This is a genomic window from Lentzea xinjiangensis (assembly GCF_900110955.1).
Lineage (GTDB): Bacteria > Actinomycetota > Actinomycetes > Mycobacteriales > Pseudonocardiaceae > Lentzea > Lentzea xinjiangensis.
Window position 1 is genome coordinate 81817 of record NZ_FOFR01000025.1, and the last position, 17565, is coordinate 99381.

20 protein-coding genes and 2 tRNA genes are annotated in these 17565 nt (G+C 69.8%); 10 read left to right on the forward strand and 12 right to left on the reverse strand.

All coding sequences use genetic code 11. From position 1 onward, the window contains the following. Position 1: 1 nt before the first annotated feature. Positions 2-1138 carry a L,D-transpeptidase gene (locus BMW88_RS35440; RefSeq protein ID WP_342715322.1) on the reverse strand — a complete coding sequence of 379 codons (1137 nt, stop codon included), beginning with the start codon at positions 1136-1138 and terminating at the stop codon, positions 2-4. A 283-nt stretch (positions 1139-1421) separates the two neighbouring features. Between BMW88_RS35440 and BMW88_RS35445 the strand changes: the two genes are divergently transcribed. Continuing rightward, positions 1422-1495: transfer RNA gene (locus BMW88_RS35445), tRNA-Lys, on the forward strand. Between the two features lie 99 nt (positions 1496-1594). Here the strand turns inward: BMW88_RS35445 and BMW88_RS35450 are convergent. Continuing rightward, positions 1595-1960, reverse strand: a complete 366-nt coding sequence (locus tag BMW88_RS35450) for a hypothetical protein (protein ID WP_089959700.1) — start codon at positions 1958-1960, stop codon at positions 1595-1597. Further along, positions 1957-2130: a hypothetical protein gene (locus BMW88_RS42990; RefSeq protein ID WP_218148326.1), complete on the reverse strand. Its 174-nt coding sequence runs from the start codon at positions 2128-2130 to the stop codon at positions 1957-1959. Before BMW88_RS42990 ends, BMW88_RS35450 begins: the two co-directional genes overlap by 4 nt. Positions 2131-2335: 205 nt before the next feature. Here BMW88_RS42990 and BMW88_RS35460 point away from each other — a divergent pair, with 205 nt between their 5' ends. The 3 genes from BMW88_RS35460 to BMW88_RS35470 all read left to right on the forward strand — a co-directional run bounded on the left by BMW88_RS35460 (position 2336) and on the right by BMW88_RS35470 (position 4291). Then, positions 2336-3529, forward strand: a complete 1194-nt coding sequence (locus BMW88_RS35460) for an amidohydrolase (RefSeq protein ID WP_089959701.1) — start codon at positions 2336-2338, stop codon at positions 3527-3529. A gap of 98 nt (positions 3530-3627) precedes the next feature. Next, positions 3628-3701 (forward strand) — tRNA-Lys (locus tag BMW88_RS35465). Between the two features lie 239 nt (positions 3702-3940). After that, the gene (locus tag BMW88_RS35470; RefSeq protein WP_089959704.1) at positions 3941-4291 is read left to right on the forward strand and encodes a hypothetical protein; all 351 of its coding nucleotides are present in this window, start codon (positions 3941-3943) and stop codon (positions 4289-4291) included. Positions 4292-4341: 50 nt separating this feature from the next. Here BMW88_RS35470 and BMW88_RS35475 read toward each other — a convergent pair whose 3' ends face one another. The 3 genes from BMW88_RS35475 to BMW88_RS35485 all read right to left on the reverse strand — a co-directional run bounded on the left by BMW88_RS35475 (position 4342) and on the right by BMW88_RS35485 (position 6864). Beyond that, complete coding sequence (locus tag BMW88_RS35475) at positions 4342-4608, reverse strand: hypothetical protein (protein ID WP_089959707.1); 267 nt, start codon at positions 4606-4608, stop codon at positions 4342-4344. Between the two features lie 77 nt (positions 4609-4685). Continuing rightward, positions 4686-5249 carry a dihydrofolate reductase family protein gene (locus tag BMW88_RS35480; protein WP_089959710.1) on the reverse strand — a complete coding sequence of 188 codons (564 nt, stop codon included), beginning with the start codon at positions 5247-5249 and terminating at the stop codon, positions 4686-4688. Positions 5250-5397: 148 nt separating this feature from the next. Beyond that, the gene (locus BMW88_RS35485) at positions 5398-6864 is read right to left on the reverse strand and encodes a non-reducing end alpha-L-arabinofuranosidase family hydrolase (RefSeq protein WP_089959822.1); all 1467 of its coding nucleotides are present in this window, start codon (positions 6862-6864) and stop codon (positions 5398-5400) included. Between the two features lie 623 nt (positions 6865-7487). Between BMW88_RS35485 and BMW88_RS35490 the strand changes: the two genes are divergently transcribed. From BMW88_RS35490 to BMW88_RS35515, 6 genes are all read left to right on the forward strand, one after another. Further along, a complete protein-coding gene (locus BMW88_RS35490; protein WP_089959825.1) occupies positions 7488-8198 on the forward strand; it encodes a GAF and ANTAR domain-containing protein in 711 nt (236 codons plus the stop codon). Positions 8199-8446: 248 nt separating this feature from the next. Beyond that, the gene (locus BMW88_RS35495; RefSeq protein ID WP_089959712.1) at positions 8447-9247 is read left to right on the forward strand and encodes a GAF and ANTAR domain-containing protein; all 801 of its coding nucleotides are present in this window, start codon (positions 8447-8449) and stop codon (positions 9245-9247) included. Further along, a complete protein-coding gene (locus BMW88_RS35500) occupies positions 9240-9509 on the forward strand; it encodes a hypothetical protein (RefSeq protein WP_089959715.1) in 270 nt (89 codons plus the stop codon). The genes BMW88_RS35495 and BMW88_RS35500 overlap by 8 nt, the downstream gene beginning before the upstream one ends. Before the next feature lie 35 nt (positions 9510-9544). Further along, positions 9545-10354: an ANTAR domain-containing response regulator gene (locus tag BMW88_RS35505; protein WP_089959717.1), complete on the forward strand. Its 810-nt coding sequence runs from the start codon at positions 9545-9547 to the stop codon at positions 10352-10354. A 206-nt stretch (positions 10355-10560) separates the two neighbouring features. Further along, a complete protein-coding gene (locus tag BMW88_RS35510) occupies positions 10561-11544 on the forward strand; it encodes a fatty acid desaturase family protein (RefSeq protein ID WP_089959719.1) in 984 nt (327 codons plus the stop codon). A gap of 42 nt (positions 11545-11586) precedes the next feature. Then, on the forward strand, positions 11587-12288 hold the full coding sequence (locus BMW88_RS35515) for an SDR family oxidoreductase (protein WP_089959721.1): 702 nt from the start codon (positions 11587-11589) through the stop codon (positions 12286-12288). A 1-nt stretch (position 12289) separates the two neighbouring features. Here the strand turns inward: BMW88_RS35515 and BMW88_RS35520 are convergent, their stop codons facing one another. The 6 genes from BMW88_RS35520 to BMW88_RS35545 form a co-directional block, all read right to left on the reverse strand. Continuing rightward, positions 12290-13492: a cytochrome P450 gene (locus tag BMW88_RS35520; protein ID WP_218148327.1), complete on the reverse strand. Its 1203-nt coding sequence runs from the start codon at positions 13490-13492 to the stop codon at positions 12290-12292. A gap of 8 nt (positions 13493-13500) precedes the next feature. After that, positions 13501-14283: an ABC transporter permease gene (locus tag BMW88_RS35525; RefSeq protein ID WP_089959724.1), complete on the reverse strand. Its 783-nt coding sequence runs from the start codon at positions 14281-14283 to the stop codon at positions 13501-13503. Further along, the gene (locus tag BMW88_RS35530; RefSeq protein WP_089959726.1) at positions 14280-15215 is read right to left on the reverse strand and encodes an ATP-binding cassette domain-containing protein; all 936 of its coding nucleotides are present in this window, start codon (positions 15213-15215) and stop codon (positions 14280-14282) included. Before BMW88_RS35530 ends, BMW88_RS35525 begins: the two co-directional genes overlap by 4 nt. 10 nt (positions 15216-15225) lie before the next feature. Then, on the reverse strand, positions 15226-16068 hold the full coding sequence (locus tag BMW88_RS35535; RefSeq protein WP_089959730.1) for a DUF4097 family beta strand repeat-containing protein: 843 nt from the start codon (positions 16066-16068) through the stop codon (positions 15226-15228). A 69-nt stretch (positions 16069-16137) separates the two neighbouring features. Further along, on the reverse strand, positions 16138-16659 hold the full coding sequence (locus BMW88_RS35540) for a YlcI/YnfO family protein (protein ID WP_089959733.1): 522 nt from the start codon (positions 16657-16659) through the stop codon (positions 16138-16140). A 67-nt stretch (positions 16660-16726) separates the two neighbouring features. Continuing rightward, on the reverse strand, positions 16727-17539 hold the full coding sequence (locus tag BMW88_RS35545) for a TIGR02452 family protein (protein ID WP_089959736.1): 813 nt from the start codon (positions 17537-17539) through the stop codon (positions 16727-16729). Positions 17540-17565: the final 26 nt, after the last annotated feature.

Below are 17565 nucleotides of genomic sequence, written 5' to 3' on the forward strand. Positions count from 1 at the left end.
GCTAGCGGTTGCCCTGCACCCAGGTCGACCACGGGACCTGCCAGTCGCCGAAGCCGTCCCACGACTCGAGCGGCGGGCCACCGGAGTTGGTGACGATGACGACGTCGCCCTGCCTGCTGGTGTCGAACACCCACTTGGCGTTCTCCGGCGAGAGGTTGAGGCAGCCGTGGCTCACGTTGCGGTGCCCCTGGTCGCCGATGGACCACGGCGCGCTGTGGAAGAAGATGCCGCTGTTGGACATGCGGTACGCCCAGTCGACCGGGGTGCGGTAGCCGCCGTTCTCCAGCGCCAGCCCGTACGTGGTCGAGTCCATGATCATGTGGGAGTGCTTCTCCATCAGCACGTAGGTGCCGGTGGGCGTGGCGTCGGCCGGCTTGCCCATCGAGGTCGGCATGGTCCGCACGACCTGCCCGTTGACCTTGGTGGTCACCTGGTGCGTCTGGCCGTCGGCGTAGTGGATGACCTCGTCGCCCACCGTGGTGGTGATGACGCGGTCCTCCTGGCCGTAGATGCCGTCACCGACGTGCTTGCCGTAGACCTTGATGTTCATCGTGATCTTGGTGCCCGGCTTCCAGAACTTCTCCGGACGCCAGTGCACCTCCTTCTTGTTGAACCAGTAGAAGGCGCCCTCCACCTTGGGCTCGGTGGTGATCTCCAGCATCTTCTCGGCCGCGACCTTGTCGGCCACCGGCTCGTCGAAGTAGAAGGCGAGCGGCTGCCCGACGCCGATCGTGGTGCCGTTCTGCGGGTTCGTCGACACGTAGGTGAGCGTGCGCGGCTTCACCGTGGTGAAGGTCGACTCCTTGGTCTGCGACTGGCCGTCCTCACCGGTGGCCGCGGCGACGAGCTTGTACGTCTTCGAGTACCCGAGCGGCTCGGTGTTGGTCCACTGCGTCGACTCGGGGTTCATCTTCCCCTCGACGGCCTTGCCGTCGGAGTTGAAGAGCTTGACGTCGGTCAGCTTCCCGTCGGCCGCCGTGGCGATGACCGGCAGCCCCGGCGACACGTCGGCCGCGCCGTTGTTCAGCGCCAGCGTCAGCGTGACCGGCTTGGGCGGAGGCGCGGCACTGGACGACTGGCCCCCGCCGCCTGCCGTGCTCGCACCGCCACCACCAGAACAGCCTGCGAGCAGAATCACAGCGACCCCCGCCGCGACCACCCCGCGACCGCGCCTGCCCCACATCCCCATCGACGCACTTCCGATCTGATCGTCACCGACTCCCGAGACTGCCTCCACGAAAGTGGCTGTGCCGTCCCCCGATCAGGTGACGGCACGAGGCCACCGAAAGTTGCCCGAGTGGCCGGATCGTTATCCGGCCGGTGCACCGCCAAACAGGCGCTGACCAGCCGATTGGGAGCCCGCCGAGAGCGTGTGCTAACGTTCTTCACGCCGGAACGGCAAGTGACCGGCACACAAACAAGCGCCGCTAGCTCAGTTGGTTAGAGCAGCTGACTCTTAATCAGCGGGTCCGGGGTTCGAGTCCCTGGCGGCGTACACCGGAGAAGCAGGCTGAGATTCGTCTCGGCCTGCTTCTCCGTTTTTCAGCCCCGATTTTCCAGCCGCTGGGTTTCCGCGGCCTGGTCTGTGCCGGCGTCACAGATCGCGCTTGCTCGTCCTGTCGCCCCGCACGTGCACATCGATGTCCATCAAGGCCGTCTCGGCTACGCCGCCCAATTTTGGATCCGCCCTCAGCCGTTCCAGCAGGGGGACGGTGACCTGCTCGTCGACGGCACGGTGCAGGCGAGCGACGTGCCCCAGGCAGACGACGGCGAGGTAGTGCAACTTCGCGGCACCAGGATCCCCGATGATGCCCAGGAGAACGCCTTCCAGCCACACCCCGTCGGGGTCGTAGTAGACCAGCGAGAGCAACGCGTCCGCTGCCTCGTACTCGTCGTCGCCGGTGACGATCGCCAGCACTTCGGCGCGCCAAGCGAGGTCCGGCTGCTCAGCCGACGTCAACGGATCCCGCCCCCGGCCTGCTTGGCGTAGCACTGGCGCACGGCCTGGCCCACCAGCGGCTCGCCGGCGGCGCAGTTCGCGTGCACGAGGAAGCGCAGGACGGCCCGGTCCGCGACCGCGACGACCCTGCGTCGTTCGTCGCTCTTGGCGCTGGTACCGGTGGCGGGCATGGCGCCAGTTAAACACGCGTCCTGTCAGCGCCCGAAAGCCACACGGCGCCCGTGGAGCGGAACTCGGCGGTGCGCGACCAACGCCTCTCGCACCGCCACCCGCTCGGGGACGCCCGCGGCATCACGTGATGCGTCCGGCGAGGTGAGATGATCCAGTCGGCGCCTTGCTCGGGAGCAACGGAACACACGGCGCCTGGGGAGAGCCATGACGGACCTGCACGACCTCTACCGCGACCTGCATCAGCACCCGGAACTGTCCTTTCAGGAGTTCCGCACCGCCGAGCTGCTGGCGGGCGCTCTGCGCCCCTCGGGCTTCGAAGTCACCACAGGCGTCGGCGGCACCGGCGTCGTCGGCGTGCTGCGCAACGGCGACGGACCGCTCGTGATGCTCAGGGCGGACATCGACGCCCTGCCGGTCGAGGAGAACACCGGCCTGCCGTACGCCTCGACCGTCCGCGGGACCACCGCCGACGGCGACGAGGTCCCGGTGGCCCACGCGTGCGGGCACGACATGCACGCCACGTGCCTGGCCGGCGCGGCCGCCCGCCTCGCGCAGACCCGCGAGGAGTGGTCGGGGACGTTGCTCGTGGTCTTCCAGCCGGCCGAGGAACTGGGTTCCGGTGCGCGGGCCATGGTCGAGGACGGGCTCTTCGACCGGTTCGGCACACCGGAGGTCGTGCTGGCCCAGCACGTCGGGCCGCTGCCCGCGGGGATGATCGCGTACGGCAGCGGGCCGGTGATGGCCGCGTCCAACTCGGTCACGGTGACGCTGTTCGGCCGCGGCGGCCACGGTTCAGCACCGGAGACCGCGATCGACCCGGTCCTGATGGCCGCCCATGCCGTCGTACGGCTGCAAGGCATCGTCTCGCGCGAGGTCTCCCCCGGCGAACGTGCCGTCGTCACCGTCGGACGGCTGCACGCCGGCACGAAGGAGAACGTCATCCCGGACACGGCCGAACTCGGCATCAGCATCCGGACGTTCAACGAGCACATGCGCGACGTCGTCCGCGCCGCCGTCGAACGGATTATCCGCGCCGAGGCAGCCGCGTCCGGGGCGCCCCGCGAGCCGGAGTTCGACTGGCACGGCGGCACACCGGTCCTGGTGTCCGATCCGGACGCGACGGCGAAGACGATGGCCGCGTTCACCGAGCACTTCGGCGGGGAGCGCCTGATCCCCGGCGCGGTGGTCAGCGCCAGCGAGGACGTCGGCGTGTTCGGCACGGCCGCGGGCGTTCCGACGGTGTTCTGGTTCTTCGGCGGCGTCGACTTCGCCACCCGCGAACCCGGTCGCCCGGTGGCGATGAACCACTCCCCCGAGTTCGCACCGGACATCGAGCCGACCCTGACCACCGGTGTCGAGGCGCTGGTCCTCGCCGCCAGGACGTGGTTCGCGCGCTGACCGGCCCCCGCACGGAGGTGACCCCCTCCCGAAAACCCGTTCGATGCCCTGTGCTAACGTTCTTCGTGTCGGAAACAGCAAGGCTCCGTCATGAACAAGCGCCGCTAGCTCAGTTGGTTAGAGCAGCTGACTCTTAATCAGCGGGTCCGGGGTTCGAGTCCCTGGCGGCGTACTCCGGAGAAGCAGGTCGAGATTCGTCTCGGCCTGCTTCTCTGTTTTCGGGCGTTCATCCGCATTCTTCGTTTCACCGCTCTGGCGGGCGGCGTTGTGTCGCACGCCATAGGCGTGTTGACGGTCGTAGCCCCCGTGCCACCATGCCGCGTGGCCGCTGAAATCACGTTCTTCCTCGCGCCGGACGACGCGACCGCCGCGGGAACGCGCTCATCCCGTCCAGGGCGAACACTCACCGGCGTGAACTGCACAGGTTTCGACCCGGACGACGCCGTCGTGGACTGGACGGCGTTCTTCGCGGGTCGGGTTCTTCGCGGCGCGGAACGACGCGACAGCGGGAAGTGGCCGCACTACGTGGCGGAGTTCCTCAACGACGGTGTCGGCGTGTTCGTCGTCTCCGCCGAGCTGGTCACCGCGCTCGCGGCGGCTGGACCGGACGAACTGCACCGGCTGGCGTCGTATTGGGGGGAACGGCTCATCGAGCAGAACGAGCACGAGCTGACCGCCGCGGAACAGCGGGCGGTGGTCGAGGACGTCGCCCGGCTGGCCCGTTCCGCCGGTGACCTCGGCCTCTACTGCCGGCAGTGGTGAGAAGGCGAACCTGCCACCGCGGGAGATGCCGGCGAGCCGGTGAGAATCGTTCACCCCTCTGAGTCCGAGTACTCCTCGGGCGCCACCGTGATCGCCGCGCCCCGGTAGAAGGATTCCCGCGGAACGTGCCTGCCGGTGCCCCGCACGTCCGGTGGCTGCACGTTGTAGGTCTCACCGTCGACGACGATCAGGTAGCCGAGGTAGTCGTCCTCTTCCGCGATCCCGAGGACGAACCCACTGGCTCCCTGAATCCCGAGTCCGGCAGTGCGATCCGTCTCGACGACGTCGACGACTTCGAAGAAACCCAGCTTGTCCATCAACGTGGAACCTTCCCGGGGAGTGACGTCGGCCTGCGCGGGAGAACACCCCAAGTCTGCACGTGTCCCCTGGTGGCTCAGCGCCTCGTCTCGTACCTGGTCAGCACCACCCCGCCGGGGAAGGTTCGCGTCTCCACCAGGTTCAGGTCCACCCAGTTGTCCACCGCGGTGAAGAACGGCAGGCCGCCGCCCACCAGGACCGGGTGGGTCACCAGGACGTACTCGTCGACCAGGCCGGCCCGCACAGCCGCCGCGGCCAGCGTCGCGCCGCCGATCTTCGCCGGGCCGCCGTCCCCGGCCAGGAGGCGGGTGATCTCGGTGACCGCGTCGCCGGTGACCAGGCGGGTGTTCCAGGCGACCTCGCCGATCGTCGAGGAGAACACCACCTTCGGCGTGTCCCGCCAGATGCGCGCGAACTCGATCTGCGCCGGCGTGGCGCCTGGCCGCTGGTCGCCGGTCGGCCAGTGGGAGCTCATCGCCTCCCACAGCCTGCGCCCGTACAGCGACAGGGTGATCTCCCGTTCGAGGTCGGTCCACCACTGGAACAGCTCGTCGCTCGCCTTGCCCCAGGTGATGTCGTCGCCGGGCCCGACGACGTAGCCGTCCAGGGTCACGTTCATGCCGAAGATCAGTTTGCGCATGGCGTCAGCCTCCCGTGAGCCGGTCTCCGGTGCACAGACCGGCGCGACGCGGGAAACTCATCGGCGCGCCCGCCGACGGCGGACGCGGAGAAGCAGGTCGAGACGAATCCCGACCTGCTTCTCCGGTGTCACACCGGTCTTCCCCGCGTCAGCGCTGCAGCGTCAGCAGGCCCGGCCGGTAGGGCAGGAGGCCGTAGTCTCCGCCGGAGTTGGGGTTGCGTCCCTGGTAGAGGAACTGGAGGTTGCACGGGTCGATGGTCTTGGTCTGGTCGGGGTTGGTGCGGATCAGGTCACCGTGGCTGATGTCGTTGGTCCAGGTGGCGCCGCTGTTGGCCTTGCCGGCGAAGGGGTTGCTCTCCGTGGCGGCCTGCGGGGTCCACGAACCGCCCAGGCTGCTGGACGTGAACGAGCGGAAGTAGCGCCCGTTGGCCCCCATCGCCTCGACGATCATGAGGTACTGGTTCTGGCCCTGGACCTTGTAGACCTCGACGCCCTCGAACAGGTTGGCCGTCGTGTCGCTCATGATCTGCGTCCAGGACGAGCCGAAGTTGCCGGGGAAGTTCCCGATGGGCATCGTGGCGCGGTAGATCTTGCCGTTGTCACCGGCGAAGAACAGGTACATGTTCGTGCCGTCACCGATGAGCGTCTGGTCGATGGGGCCGGTGCTGGAGCCGGGGATGCTTCCGGTGAAGAGCGGCTGCGGCGACGACCAGCCGTTCGCGTTGGTGGGGTCGTTCGACGTCCGGTAGCTGAAAGCGGTCGGGCCCCACTGGTAGGCGAGCACCCAGATGTTCTTCGGCGCGAAGTAGAACAGCGTGGACGCGACGGCTCCGGTGCTCATGCCGTTCTGGCTCGCCGACGCCATGTCGGACCAGTTCGTGAAGGTGCCGAAGTTCATCGAGCCCCACGTCGTCCCCGTGTCGTGCGTCGTCGCGTAGACCAGGTGCTTGCCGTTGTGCATGACGTGGGTGAAGTCCTTGAGCGAGACCCAGCCCTGCTTCGGCTGCGCCAGCGGGCCCGTCGACGACCAGCGGTAGGTCGACGGGAGCGAGCACGAGCCGGGCGGAGTGGTCGTCGTGGTGGTGGGACCCGTCCCTCCGCCGACGCGGACGAGCTGCCACTGCTGGTTGGTGCCGCCCCAGTCGCTGTACTGGACGACGTTGCCGCCGTCGGCGGTGGAGCCGCCCTGGACCTCGACGGCCTTGTTGCTGTTGCGGTTGACCAGGCGCACGTGGCCGCCGTCGGAGTCGGCGAGGCGGAACTGCTGGTTCGTGCCGTTGCTGTCGGCCCACTGGACGATGGCGGCGCCGTCGGCGGTGGAGAAGTTGTGGACGTCGAGGACCTTGCCCGACAGCCGTGACTTCAGCCGGTAGTAGCCGCCGCCGGAGTCGACGAACTGCCACTGCTGCTGGTTGCCGTCGTTGCGGGCCCACTGGGTGATGCGGGCGCCGTCGTTCGTGGCGAGGTTGTAGACGTCCAGCGCTTTGCCGCTGTTGCGGTTGACCAACACGTACCAGGCGTTGGTGTCGACGGTCGCCGCCGACACGGGCGCCGCGGTGAACGCCGCCACCAGACCGCCGAGCAGCACGGCGACGGCGGCGGTGATGCCGGCCATGCGGCGTTTGCGGGTGCGGCGGACGGCGGTGGGCAGGGAATGGCCTGATCCGGCCATGGGCGTGCTCCTCTTCGTCGAGGTCGGGGGGTAAACCGCGGCACGGGCAACGTTCGAACGACCGCTTGCGCCGAGTGGTCCATCGCGCGCCCTCTGAACGAACAGCGAATACGTCAGCGTCGCATGACCAAACTGTGGAGGACGATCTCCGCCTGGTCAAGACGCTACAAGAATGTTTCGCGCGGATACTCAGGCGAACACCCGGACGCATTCCGTGCTGCTAAAAGAATTGTTTTCTTTAGCTGTTGCGGACGTCTGCCGAACGCGGCCAAACGACCGAAGAAGGGGGCAGACCCACCCCGGGGAGGCGAGGCGGCCGACGCGTCTTCGCCGCGTCGAACGAGAACTGTTCGGGGCCTCGTCGAGTTCATCCGGTCCCGCCCGGCGGGTTTCACCTGATCACCCGTGGGGAAAGGGGAAACAGGGTTCTCCCTGGGACCGCCGCTTTTCGGGCGGGGTTCGTCGTGGGAACCGCCCGCCGGCACGGACAGCGGGGCGTCCGGGCGCGACCGGCACCGGGTGGATCCCGGCGAGGGCCGTCCGGCGGAGACGCGGAGGTGGGCGAGGTGGTGGACGGTCGGCGCTACCAGCGGCTCTGGCGGCTCGTCACCGCTCGCGCGCGCGGACGTGACTTCTCCGGCTGGGCGGGCGTCGTGTGCGTCGTCGCGGTGGAGGACGTCGGCGTCGACGGCGCGGCGATCTCCCTGCGCTCGTCGGGACGGGCCCAGGAGCTGGCCGCCGCCAGCGGGTCGTGGGCGCGCGGGCTCGAGGAGCTCCAGTACTCCGCCGGCGACGGTCCCGGCGTCGAGGCCTTCACCACGGCACGCCCGGTGTTCGTCACCGAACTGGACCGGGCCGGCCAGCGGTGGCCCGGTTTCCTGGACACCGCCACCGGCCTCGGGCTCGCGGCGGTGTTCTCGTTCCCGCTGCAGGCCGGTGCGGTCCGGCTCGGCACGCTCGACCTGTACCGGCGCGAGCCCGGCGCCCTGCCAGCCGACCGGCTGGCCGACGCCGCCGTGCTCGCCGACCTCGCCACCGGCGCGTTGCTGATCGACGCCGCGTCCGGGGAAGGCGCTTCGTGGGCCCAGGCGGATCTGCCCGGCCACTACGACGACGTCAACGTGGCGGCCGGCATGCTCGCCACCGCGCTGCGCATCAGCGTCGACGACGCCTTCCTGCGGCTGAGGGCACGCGCGTTCAGCTCCGGTGAGCCGTTGCTCGGCATCGCCCGCTCGGTGCTCGACCGCCGGTTGCGCCTCGACCTGTTCCTCGACTGATCCACTCCTCCCGGCGGCACGTGACCGGAGCACGAACGGGTCGTCCTTGCCACACGGGAGTAGCTTGGAGAGGCGGTGCGGCCTGCGACTGAGGCAGTGACCACTCCACGCGGTGACCGGCATGATCGCGGCCACGACCTTCACCAGCGCAGGGTCCACATTCCGGTTACCGTCGGGGAGCCGTGACGCGGCAGTGTCACCCCGGCACCGTTCACCTCTGCCGACGACGGCGAGGAAGGGGAACGTCTTTGACCACTGACAAGGCTGGCTGGACGGCCGACCGGGAGGCGTTCCGCGGAGGGCGGGAGCTCTCCGGCGGTGGTCCGCTGGCCGGACAGTTCGCCGAGCTCACGAGGGCGTTGCTGAACGCTCCGACGGTGGCCGACGTGCTCGACCAGGTCGTGACAGCGGCGCACCGGGTCATCCCCGGCGCCGACCTCGTCTCCATCACGCTCCGCACCGCCGACGATTGCTTCCACACGCCCGTGGTGACGAACGTGGTCGCGGCCGAACTGGACCGCATCCAGTACGAGACCGGTGAGGGACCCTGCGTCGAGGCCTCCAGGAACCCCGGCCCGGCCGAGATCCGCAGCGACGACCTGGCCACCGAGACCGCCTGGCCGCGGTTCGGTCCGGAAGCCGCCCGTCTGGGTTTCCACTCGGTGCTCTCGGTCGCCTTGGCGCCCAATGCCCGGCCACCGCGGTATTCAGGTGCGTTGAACGTCTACTCGCGACGGCCCGGCGCACTGGCGCCGGACGCGCACGAGCCCGCCCTGCTGCTGGCCACGCACGCCTCCCTCGCGCTGGCTGGCACCACGGCGGTCACGAGAGCCGATCTCACCGTCGCACAGCTGCACCGCGCCCTCGAGAGCCGCGACGTCATCGGGCAGGCCAAGGGCGTCCTGATGGCCAGACGGGGCATCGGCGCCGACGAAGCATTCGACGAGCTGCGCCGTGCCTCGCAGGACCTGAACATCAAGCTCACGGCCCTGGCGCGCCTCGTGACCGCGCGGAACGCCGAAGCTGATCTCCTGCCAGCCGATGACTGAGCGGACGCCGATCGCCCGGGGCTCCGACCCCTGGCGCGAGGCGGCGGCTCAGCGGATCACGGAGCGGTTGCGGCTGCGTGCCGGCCTGAGCGAAGGTGTGGGAATCCTCCAGGTGTGGAATGACTGCTGTCAGCAGGAAGCACGGGACCGGTTGCTCGCCTCCCACGGTCACGGCGGGCAGGATGCCGAGGCTGCGCGGATGATCGCGGTCGTCGACGCGGCCGCCGATGGCCGTGCCGATCCCGACGCGGGCTGGGACTGAGCCGACCCTGCCGACCGGAGAGGAAGATGTACCCCATGCAGAACGACGACTGGGCTCGGGACAAGGCGGAGTTCGCCGCCAGCCCGGTGCACGCTCCTCATCCGGCCGGCAACACCGACTCAAGCCCGCTGGGCCGGCAGTTCGCGCAGCTGACCGCGCTGCTGCTGAACGCCGACACGGTGGCGGAGGCGCTGGAACACGTGGTCCGGGCGACGTTCGCCGTGGTACCGGACGCCGACGTGGTCAGCGTGACACTGCGCTCGGCGGACGGCATCCTGCACACCCCGGTCGAGACCGACCCGATCGGGGCCGAGCTCGACCGGTTGCAGAACCGCTACGGCCACGGCCCCTGCCTGGAGGCCGCCCAGGAGGCCATGGCGTACAAGCACAGCGGTGATCTGGCCGGCGAACCCGCGTGGCCCCGGTTCGGCCCGGCGGCGGCGAAGCTCGGCTTCGCCTCCGTCCTGTCCACCTCGCTGGTGCCCGACGCCGTTCCGCCCCGCCTCTCCGGGGCGCTCAACATCTTCTCCCGGCAGCGGGGCAAGCTCGGCGACGACGTGGTCCGCGACCGCGCGCTGCTCCTCGCCACCCACGCCTCGCTGGCACTGGCCCACACCGAGGCGGTGCGGCTCGCGGAGCTGCAGGAAGCCCAGATGCGCCGGGCGGTCGACAGCCGGGACGTCATCGGGCAGGCCAAGGGCATCCTGATGCAGCGGCGCGGCATCGGCGCCGACGAGGCGTTCGACCTGCTGCGCCGCATGTCGCAGGACCTCAACGTCAAGCTCGCCGAACTCGCGCACACGCTCGCGGCCCGGCACACCGAGATCGACCTGCTCGGCGACTGACGCCACGTCCGGTCCGGGTCGCGACGCGGTCGGACCGGCTGAAGAACCGGCCAGCACCTCGACGTGCGGGGAGGCCTGGTGGCGGCCGGTGAGCAGGTCCGTGCGTCGGGCGTGCGCGTCTGCCGGAGTCGGGGTGACCTGAGGGGTTCTCGGTGACTTCATCGGGCGTGCACGGCCTTGTCGCCGCATCCAGGCATACTGCGCGAATGACACTCCGGCAGGCGACTGACTTCGCCCAGCTCTCCGCCCTGGTCAAGCAGGCCGGCCTGCTGGAACGGCGGCGCGGGTACTACGCCGCCAGGATCGGCGCGAACCTCGCCGTCTACGCGGCGGCATGGGTGGCGTTCGCGCTGCTCGGCGACTCGTGGTGGCAGCTCGTGGTGGCCGTCGTGCTGGCGGTGATGACGACGCAGCTCGCGTTCATCGGCCACGACGCCGGGCACAAGCAGATCTTCGCCTCGAAGCGGTGGAACCTGATCACCGGCTACGTCCACAGCGGACTCATCGGGGTCAGCCACGACTGGTGGGTCGGCAAGCACAACCGCCACCACGCCAACCCGAACCACGAGGACGAGGACCCGGACGTCGACATCTCGGTGCTGGCGTTCACGCAGCGGCAGGGTGAGGCGAAGCGCGGACCGCTGCGGTGGATCGCCTCGCACCAGGCGGCGCTGTTCTTCCCGCTGCTGCTGCTCGAAGGCTTCGCGCTGCACTGGCACTCGATCCGGCACTCCGGGCGCGAGCGGTTCCTCATGATCGCGAACGTCGTGGTGTACCTCGGCGTGGTCTTCTGGGTGCTCTCCCCCGTCTACGCCATCGCGTTCATCCTGGTGCACCAGGGCCTGTGGGGGCTCTACATGGGGTGTTCCTTCGCCCCCAACCACAAGGGGATGCCCGTGCTGAGCGCCGGGCACACGCTCGACTTCCTGCGCAAGCAGGTGCTGACCTCGCGCAACATCCGCGGCGGCTGGTTCGTGGACTTCCTGCTCGGCGGGCTGAACTACCAGATCGAGCACCACCTGTTCCCCAGCATGCCCCGGCCCGCGCTGCGGCACGCGCAGGTGATCGTGAGCGAGTTCTGCCACCGGCGCGGTGTTTCCTATGCGCAGTGCGGGTTGTTCCGCTCGTACGGCTACGTGCTGGAGCACCTGCACGAGGTCTCGGCGCCGCTGCGCAAAGCCGCGGTCTGATTCCCGCCAGACCTGGCCCGCGAACTCGGCCAGGCTGACGGCATGGGATCACTCGGAGGAAGAGCGGCTCTGGTGACCGGCGGCAGCCGGGGCATCAGAGCCGCGGTGGCCGCGAAGCTGACCGCGCTCGGCGCACATGTCGCGGTCACGTACCAGAACACCGAACCTCAAGGCGTCAAAGCGATCCGGGCCGACAGCTCCGACCCGGACGCCGTCGTCGCCGCCGTGGAGGAGACCGCCGCGGAGTTCGGCCGGCTCGACGTGCTGGTGAACAACGCGGCGGTGTTCCAGGTGGGACCGCTGGAGGAGCTCGGCCGGGACGAGTTCGACCACACGATGGCGGTCAACGTGCGAGCGCCGTTCCTCGCGGCACGAGCCGCCGTGAAACACATGCGGGACGGCGGCCGGATCATCAGCATCGGCAGCAACGTGGCGGTGCACGCGCCGTTTCCGGGCTTCGCGCTCTACTGCGCGAGCAAGACGGCGCTGGTCGGGATGACGAAAGGCCTCGCGCGGGACCTGGGGCCGCTGGGGATCACCGCGAACGTCGTCAACCCCGGTCCCACCGACACGGACATGAACCCCGCGGACGGGCCGCTGGCGGACACGATCCGCGGGCTGACCGCGCTGGGACGCTACGGCGAGCCGGCGGAGATCGCCGAACTGGTGGTGGCGCTGGCGGGGGACGCCGGTGCGTACGTCACCGGCGCGGTCATCAACGCCGACGGTGGGTTCACCGTCTGAACTACCCCCAGATGACCGGCAGGGCGTGCACTCCGTAGATGTTCATGTCGGTCTTGAGCTTGACCTCACCGGCGGGAACGGCCAGCCGCAACGTCGGGAAGCGGCGCAGCAACCCCTCGAAACCGGCGCGCATCTCGATGCGGGCCAGTTGCTGACCGAGGCACTGGTGAATGCCGTGACCGAACGACAGGTGGCCGCGCGCCTTGCGGTGCACGTCCAACGTGCCGGCGTCCTCGAAGCGCTCCGGGTCGTGGTTACCGGCCAGCAGCGACACGACGACGGTCGAACCCTCGCGGATGGTCTCCCCGTGGAACTCGATGTCCTCCGCCGCGTAGCGGAAGAAGACGTCGGCCACCGCGAGGTAGCGCAGCAGCTCCTCGACGGCGTTCGGGATCAGCTCCGGCGCCGACCGCAGCGCGGCCATCTGGTCCGGGTGCTCCAGCAGCGCGAACGTGCCCAGCGCCAGCATGTTCGCGGTCGTCTCGTGGCCCGCGAGCAGCAGGAGGAACGCGATGCCGGTCAGTTCCCCGATGCTGAGGTCCTCGTCGCGGGCCAGGTCGGACAGCAGGTCGTCGGCGGGCTCGGCGCGCTTGCCCGTGACGAGGCCGGACAGGTAGGTGCTCAGCGCCATGTAGACGGCGATCTTGTCCTCGAGGGTGATGTCCCGCTCCATGAACCTGGAGGAGTTCGACTGGAACGTCTCCCGGTCCGCGTACGGCACCCCGAGCAGCTCGCAGATCACCAGTGACGGCACCGGGAGCGCGAACTCGCGCACCAGGTCGACCGGCGGCGTGAGCTTCGCCAGCTCGTCGAGCTGCCGTTCGGTGATCTCGACGATGCCCTCTTCGAGCGCCTTCATCCGCTTGACGGTGAACGCGCCGGTGAGCTTGCGGCGCAACCGGGTGTGGTCCGGCGGGTCCATGCTGATGAACACCCCCGGTTCCGGCGGCGACGGTTCGGTCATCTCCGGCATGCCCGGCGTCGGGTACGGCACGTGCAGGACGCCGAGGTCCTGCCGCGAGCTGAACCTGGTGTCGGCGAGCACCTCGCGGACGGCGTCGTAGCCGGTGACGAGCCAGCCCTCGTGGCCGTCGGGGAAGAGCATCGGGCTGACCGGGCGCCGCGTGCGCAGCTCGGAGATCCGGCTGGGCGGGTGGAACGGGCTGACGTCGCGTTCGGTGGGAAGGCCTTGCTGCACCATCATCGTCTCCTTCAGCGAGTGGACTCGCGGTTGAACAGCTTCTTGGACCACAGGTAGCCGCCGATCCCGATGACGGCGCACCACCCCAGCGCGACGTAGCCGCTGTTGCCGATCGGCGTGCCCATGAGCAGGCCGCGCAGCGCGTCGATGAACGGGGTGAAGGGCTGGTACTCGGCGAACCAGCGCAGCACCGTCGGCATGGAGTCGGTCGGCACGAAACCGTTGCCGAAGAACGGGAGCAGGATCAGCGGCAGGCCGACGTTGCTGGAGCCCTCGACGGTCTTGCTCGCGAGGCCCAGCGCGGCGGACAGCCAGATGAGCGCGAACGCCATGCCCGCGAGCAGGCCGGCGAGCGCGAGCCACTCCAGCAGGCCCGCCCGCGGCCGGAACCCGATGGCCACCGCCACGCCGAAGACGAACGCCATGGCGAGGACCGTCTGGACCAGGCTGCCGACGACGTGTCCGGTGAGGACGGACACGCGGGCGATCTTCATGGTGCGGAACCGGTCGACGATGCCCTCGGTCATGTCCATCGCGATCGAGATGCTCGTCCCCTGCACCGCGGCCGTGATCGCCATCAGGAGGATCGTCGGCGTGACGTAGTCGAGGTACTCCGCGCGCCCGCCGGTCGCTCCGCCGATGCCCGCGCCGAGCGTGCCGCCGAAGACGTAGACGAACAGCAGCAGGAAGATGACCGGCATGAGCAGGAGCTGGAACGTCATCGACGGGTAGCGGGCCATCCGCTTCAGGTTGCGGCGCACCATCGTCGCCGAGTCGGTCAACACGTAGCTCATGGCCTGGCCACCTTGTCGGAGTTGCCCGTGAGGGCGAGGAAGACGTCGTCGAGGTCGGGGGTGTGCGTGCTGAACGAGTCGACGATGACGGAGTTCTCGTCGAGCCGGTCGAGCAGCGACTTGAGCGCGCTGACGCTGCCGTCGTTCGGCACGCGCAGGGCGAGCGACTCGCCGTCGCGGGAGGCGCCGCGCACCACACCGGTGGCGGCTTCGAGGTGCCGGGGATCGGTGAACTGCAGCAGGACGTGCCCGCCGGGGATGCGGCGCTTGAGCTCGTCCGCGGTCCCCTCGGCGACGATCCTGCCCTGGTCCAGCACCGCGATCCGGTCCGCGAGCTCGTCGGCCTCCTCGAGGTACTGGGTGGTGAGGAAGATCGTGACGCCGCTCGCCACGAGCTGCCGCACGATCTGCCACATCGCGCGGCGGCTGCGTGGGTCGAGGCCGGTGGTCGGCTCGTCCAGGAAGATCACCCGCGGCGACCCGACCAGGGTCATCGCGAGGTCGAGCCGGCGCCGCATGCCGCCGGAGTAGGCCGACGCCGGTTTGTCGGCCGCGTCGACGAGGTCGAACTGCCCCAGCAGGCCGTCGACCTTGCGCCTGCCCTCCTCGCGGCCGAGGTGGTGCAGGTCGGCCATCAGCTTCAGGTTCTCCCTGCCGGTCATCAGGTTGTCGACCGCCGAGAACTGGCCGGTGACACCGATGTCGGCACGGACGGCGTCGGGATCCCGCTCGACGTCGTGACCCGCGACCACCGCCGTGCCGCCGTCCGCGCGGATCAGCGTGGAGAGGATCTTGACCATGGTGGTCTTGCCGGCGCCGTTCGCCCCGAGCAGCGAGAAGACGGTGCCCTGCGGGACGGCCAGGTCGACGCCCTTGAGCACCTCGTGGTCGCCGTAGGACCGGCGCAGACCGGTCACCTCGATCGCGTTCATGGAGTTCCCCTCAGGCACGGCGGACGGTGATGTCGCCGAAGGACGTGTGGGCGGTGACCTTGACGGTCTCGGTGGAGCCGCCGGGGCCGTCGCTGCCCTCGAGCGCGCTGTGCACGCGGCCGAACCCGGTCTTGACGTCGAGCCACGCGGCGGTGCCCTCGGCGATCCCGACCTCGATGCTGCCCATCGCGGTGTTCATCGAGGCGGTGTCGCGCACGACCTCACCGATGAGGATCGAACCCATGGCGCTCCTGGCCTCCAGCAACGCGCCGACGCGTTCGGCCGAGATGTCGCCGTTGGCCGCGCGGACCCGCAGCTCACCCTCGACGGCGCCGATCTCGGTGTTGCCGTTGGAGTTCTTGACGGTCAGCGAGCCGGTCACCGAGCCGACGCGGACGTGCCCGCTGCCGGTCTTGACCTCGGCGTCGCCCGTGACGGCGCCGACGTGGACCTGCCCGGCGCCGGTGTCCACGCGCAGCGGGCCGGTGCGGTCGACGCGGATGTTCCCCGCCGACATGTCGATCTCGGTCTCCCCCAGGACACCGGCGGTGCGGGTGCTGCCCGCGGTGACGTCGGCGTCCACCTTGGACCCGGTCGGCAGCTCGACGACCACGTCGACCGACCTCGTCCTCTTGGAGAAGTCGAACGTCCGCTTCGGACCGCGGATGGTCAGCACCCCGTCGGCGTAGTCGACGCGGGTCTTCTGGGCCGCCTCGACGTCCGAGGAGTCCGACGGGTCCGACGGCCGCACGTCGACCGCGGTGTCGGCGCGGTCGCTCGCGATGACCTGCACGAAGCCCGAGTAGATGTCGAGCAGTACGGAAATCGGTTGCGGGGTCTCGAATTTTGGCATGGCTGTCCCCTCGGAAGGTGTCGGAGAACCGTCTCCGCAGGTGGGAGACGTGCGGTGGGAGGCGGTGGGTTAGCGGACCCAGCCGACGAAACGCTGCGAGGCGGGAACGCCGGTCGCGCGCGGTTCAGGGCCGCCCTCGCGCTTCGGGCTGAGCTGGGCCGAGGCGGCGCGCACGAGCCACGCGTTGACCGAGCGGCCCTCCTTGGCGGCCGCCTCGTCGATCGCCGCCTTGAGCTGTTCGGGCAGGCGGACGTTGATGCGCACCGTCGTGCCGTCCTCGAAGCCGGCCACCACGTCCTCGGCGGGCGGCGTGGCGACGGGCTCCGGCTCGGCGGCGGGCTGGTCGACCGGCCGCCGCGTCACGACGAACTTCGGGTCACGCCCCCGCAGCAGCACCTGCACCGAGTCCGGCGCCAGGTCCGCGGTGATCTCGTCGGCGGCGGCGGACAGCGCCTCGAGCAGCGCCAGCCGGATCGCCGACTCCATCGACACGGTCAGCCGCTCGACCAGTGCGCTCGCTTCCTCACCGCCGGTCTCGACGGCGGTCAGCAGTTCGCGACCGAGCGAAGCCACATACGGGGTCAGATCCATGGCACCACTATGGCACACAGTGGCGCCACCAGCAAGGCAATCTGGCTCAGTTTGGCACCATCTTGGCTCAGCGCAGGTCAGAGGCCTTGCGGGGGAAGACGCCGGAGAACGCGGCCAGCGTCGGCGCACCCTTCTGCCGGTCCAGCACGGCGAAGACGACGTGGTCGAAGTAGCGGTTGTCCCTCAGCGCGATCCGGAAGACCTCCGCCACCGCGGCCGGGTCGTTCCCGAACACCCCGCAGCCCCATGCGCCCAGCACGAGTCGGCGGTGGCCGTGCGCGGCGGCGACGTGCAGCACGCGGATGGCACGCCGCAGCAACGCGACGGGCACGCCCTCGGCGCGTTCGGGCTGGTTGCGCAGGATGGCGGCGCGGTTGGGCGCCGCGGCGGTCAGGAACGAGACCTCGTACGGCCGCGGGAGCAGCTCTCCCCCGTCGTCGCGGAACACCGGGACGCGGGGTGAGTGGATCACGCGGTCGCTGTAGGTGAGGTCCTCGTGCGCGCGGTGGTGGGCGTAGAAGCCGCCGGCGGCGCGCAGGCACGGGTAGAGCGCCGATGCCCGGGCGATGCTCTCCTCCTGCGCCTGCGCGCCGTTCAGGAAACCGCCGCCGGGGTTGCGGGCGGACGCGAAGTTCAGCGCGGCGACGTCACCGCCGAGACGGCGCGCCGCCTCCAGCGTGGACTCGGCGGTGACGTCGATCCGCGGTCCGGAGGTCTCCTCCGGCAGCGCCAGCACCTCGTCCGGGAGGTGCAGCCGGGTTCCCGCCACCGCGCGGGCGACGGCGTCGGCGAGGGAGACCTCGCCCGCGGCGGTGGAGTAGGAGCCCCGTTCGGAGATCGCGACGGTGTCGTGCGCTATCGCGCGCAGCCTGCTGCTCATGGTTCCCCGAGTCTGGCCGCGGTCCC

Bases quoted from the DNA above. Each gene is read 5' to 3' on its own strand.
- BMW88_RS42990 (WP_218148326.1), bottom strand. From the start codon at position 2,130: ATGCCCGCCACCGGTACCAGCGCCAAGAGCGACGAACGACGCAGGGTC.
- BMW88_RS35460 (WP_089959701.1), top strand. From the start codon at position 2,336: ATGACGGACCTGCACGACCTCTACCGCGACCTGCATCAGCACCCGGAA.
- BMW88_RS35475 (WP_089959707.1), bottom strand. From the start codon at position 4,608: ATGGACAAGCTGGGTTTCTTCGAAGTCGTCGACGTCGTCGAGACGGAT.
- BMW88_RS35480 (WP_089959710.1), bottom strand. From the start codon at position 5,249: ATGCGCAAACTGATCTTCGGCATGAACGTGACCCTGGACGGCTACGTC.
- BMW88_RS35485 (WP_089959822.1), bottom strand. From the start codon at position 6,864: ATGGCCGGCATCACCGCCGCCGTCGCCGTGCTGCTCGGCGGTCTGGTG.
- BMW88_RS35500 (WP_089959715.1), top strand. From the start codon at position 9,240: ATGACTGAGCGGACGCCGATCGCCCGGGGCTCCGACCCCTGGCGCGAG.
- BMW88_RS35505 (WP_089959717.1), top strand. From the start codon at position 9,545: ATGCAGAACGACGACTGGGCTCGGGACAAGGCGGAGTTCGCCGCCAGC.
- BMW88_RS35510 (WP_089959719.1), top strand. From the start codon at position 10,561: ATGACACTCCGGCAGGCGACTGACTTCGCCCAGCTCTCCGCCCTGGTC.
- BMW88_RS35515 (WP_089959721.1), top strand. From the start codon at position 11,587: ATGGGATCACTCGGAGGAAGAGCGGCTCTGGTGACCGGCGGCAGCCGG.
- BMW88_RS35520 (WP_218148327.1), bottom strand. From the start codon at position 13,492: ATGATGGTGCAGCAAGGCCTTCCCACCGAACGCGACGTCAGCCCGTTC.
- BMW88_RS35525 (WP_089959724.1), bottom strand. From the start codon at position 14,283: ATGAGCTACGTGTTGACCGACTCGGCGACGATGGTGCGCCGCAACCTG.
- BMW88_RS35530 (WP_089959726.1), bottom strand. From the start codon at position 15,215: ATGAACGCGATCGAGGTGACCGGTCTGCGCCGGTCCTACGGCGACCAC.
- BMW88_RS35535 (WP_089959730.1), bottom strand. From the start codon at position 16,068: ATGCCAAAATTCGAGACCCCGCAACCGATTTCCGTACTGCTCGACATC.
- BMW88_RS35540 (WP_089959733.1), bottom strand. From the start codon at position 16,659: ATGGATCTGACCCCGTATGTGGCTTCGCTCGGTCGCGAACTGCTGACC.
- BMW88_RS35545 (WP_089959736.1), bottom strand. From the start codon at position 17,539: ATGAGCAGCAGGCTGCGCGCGATAGCGCACGACACCGTCGCGATCTCC.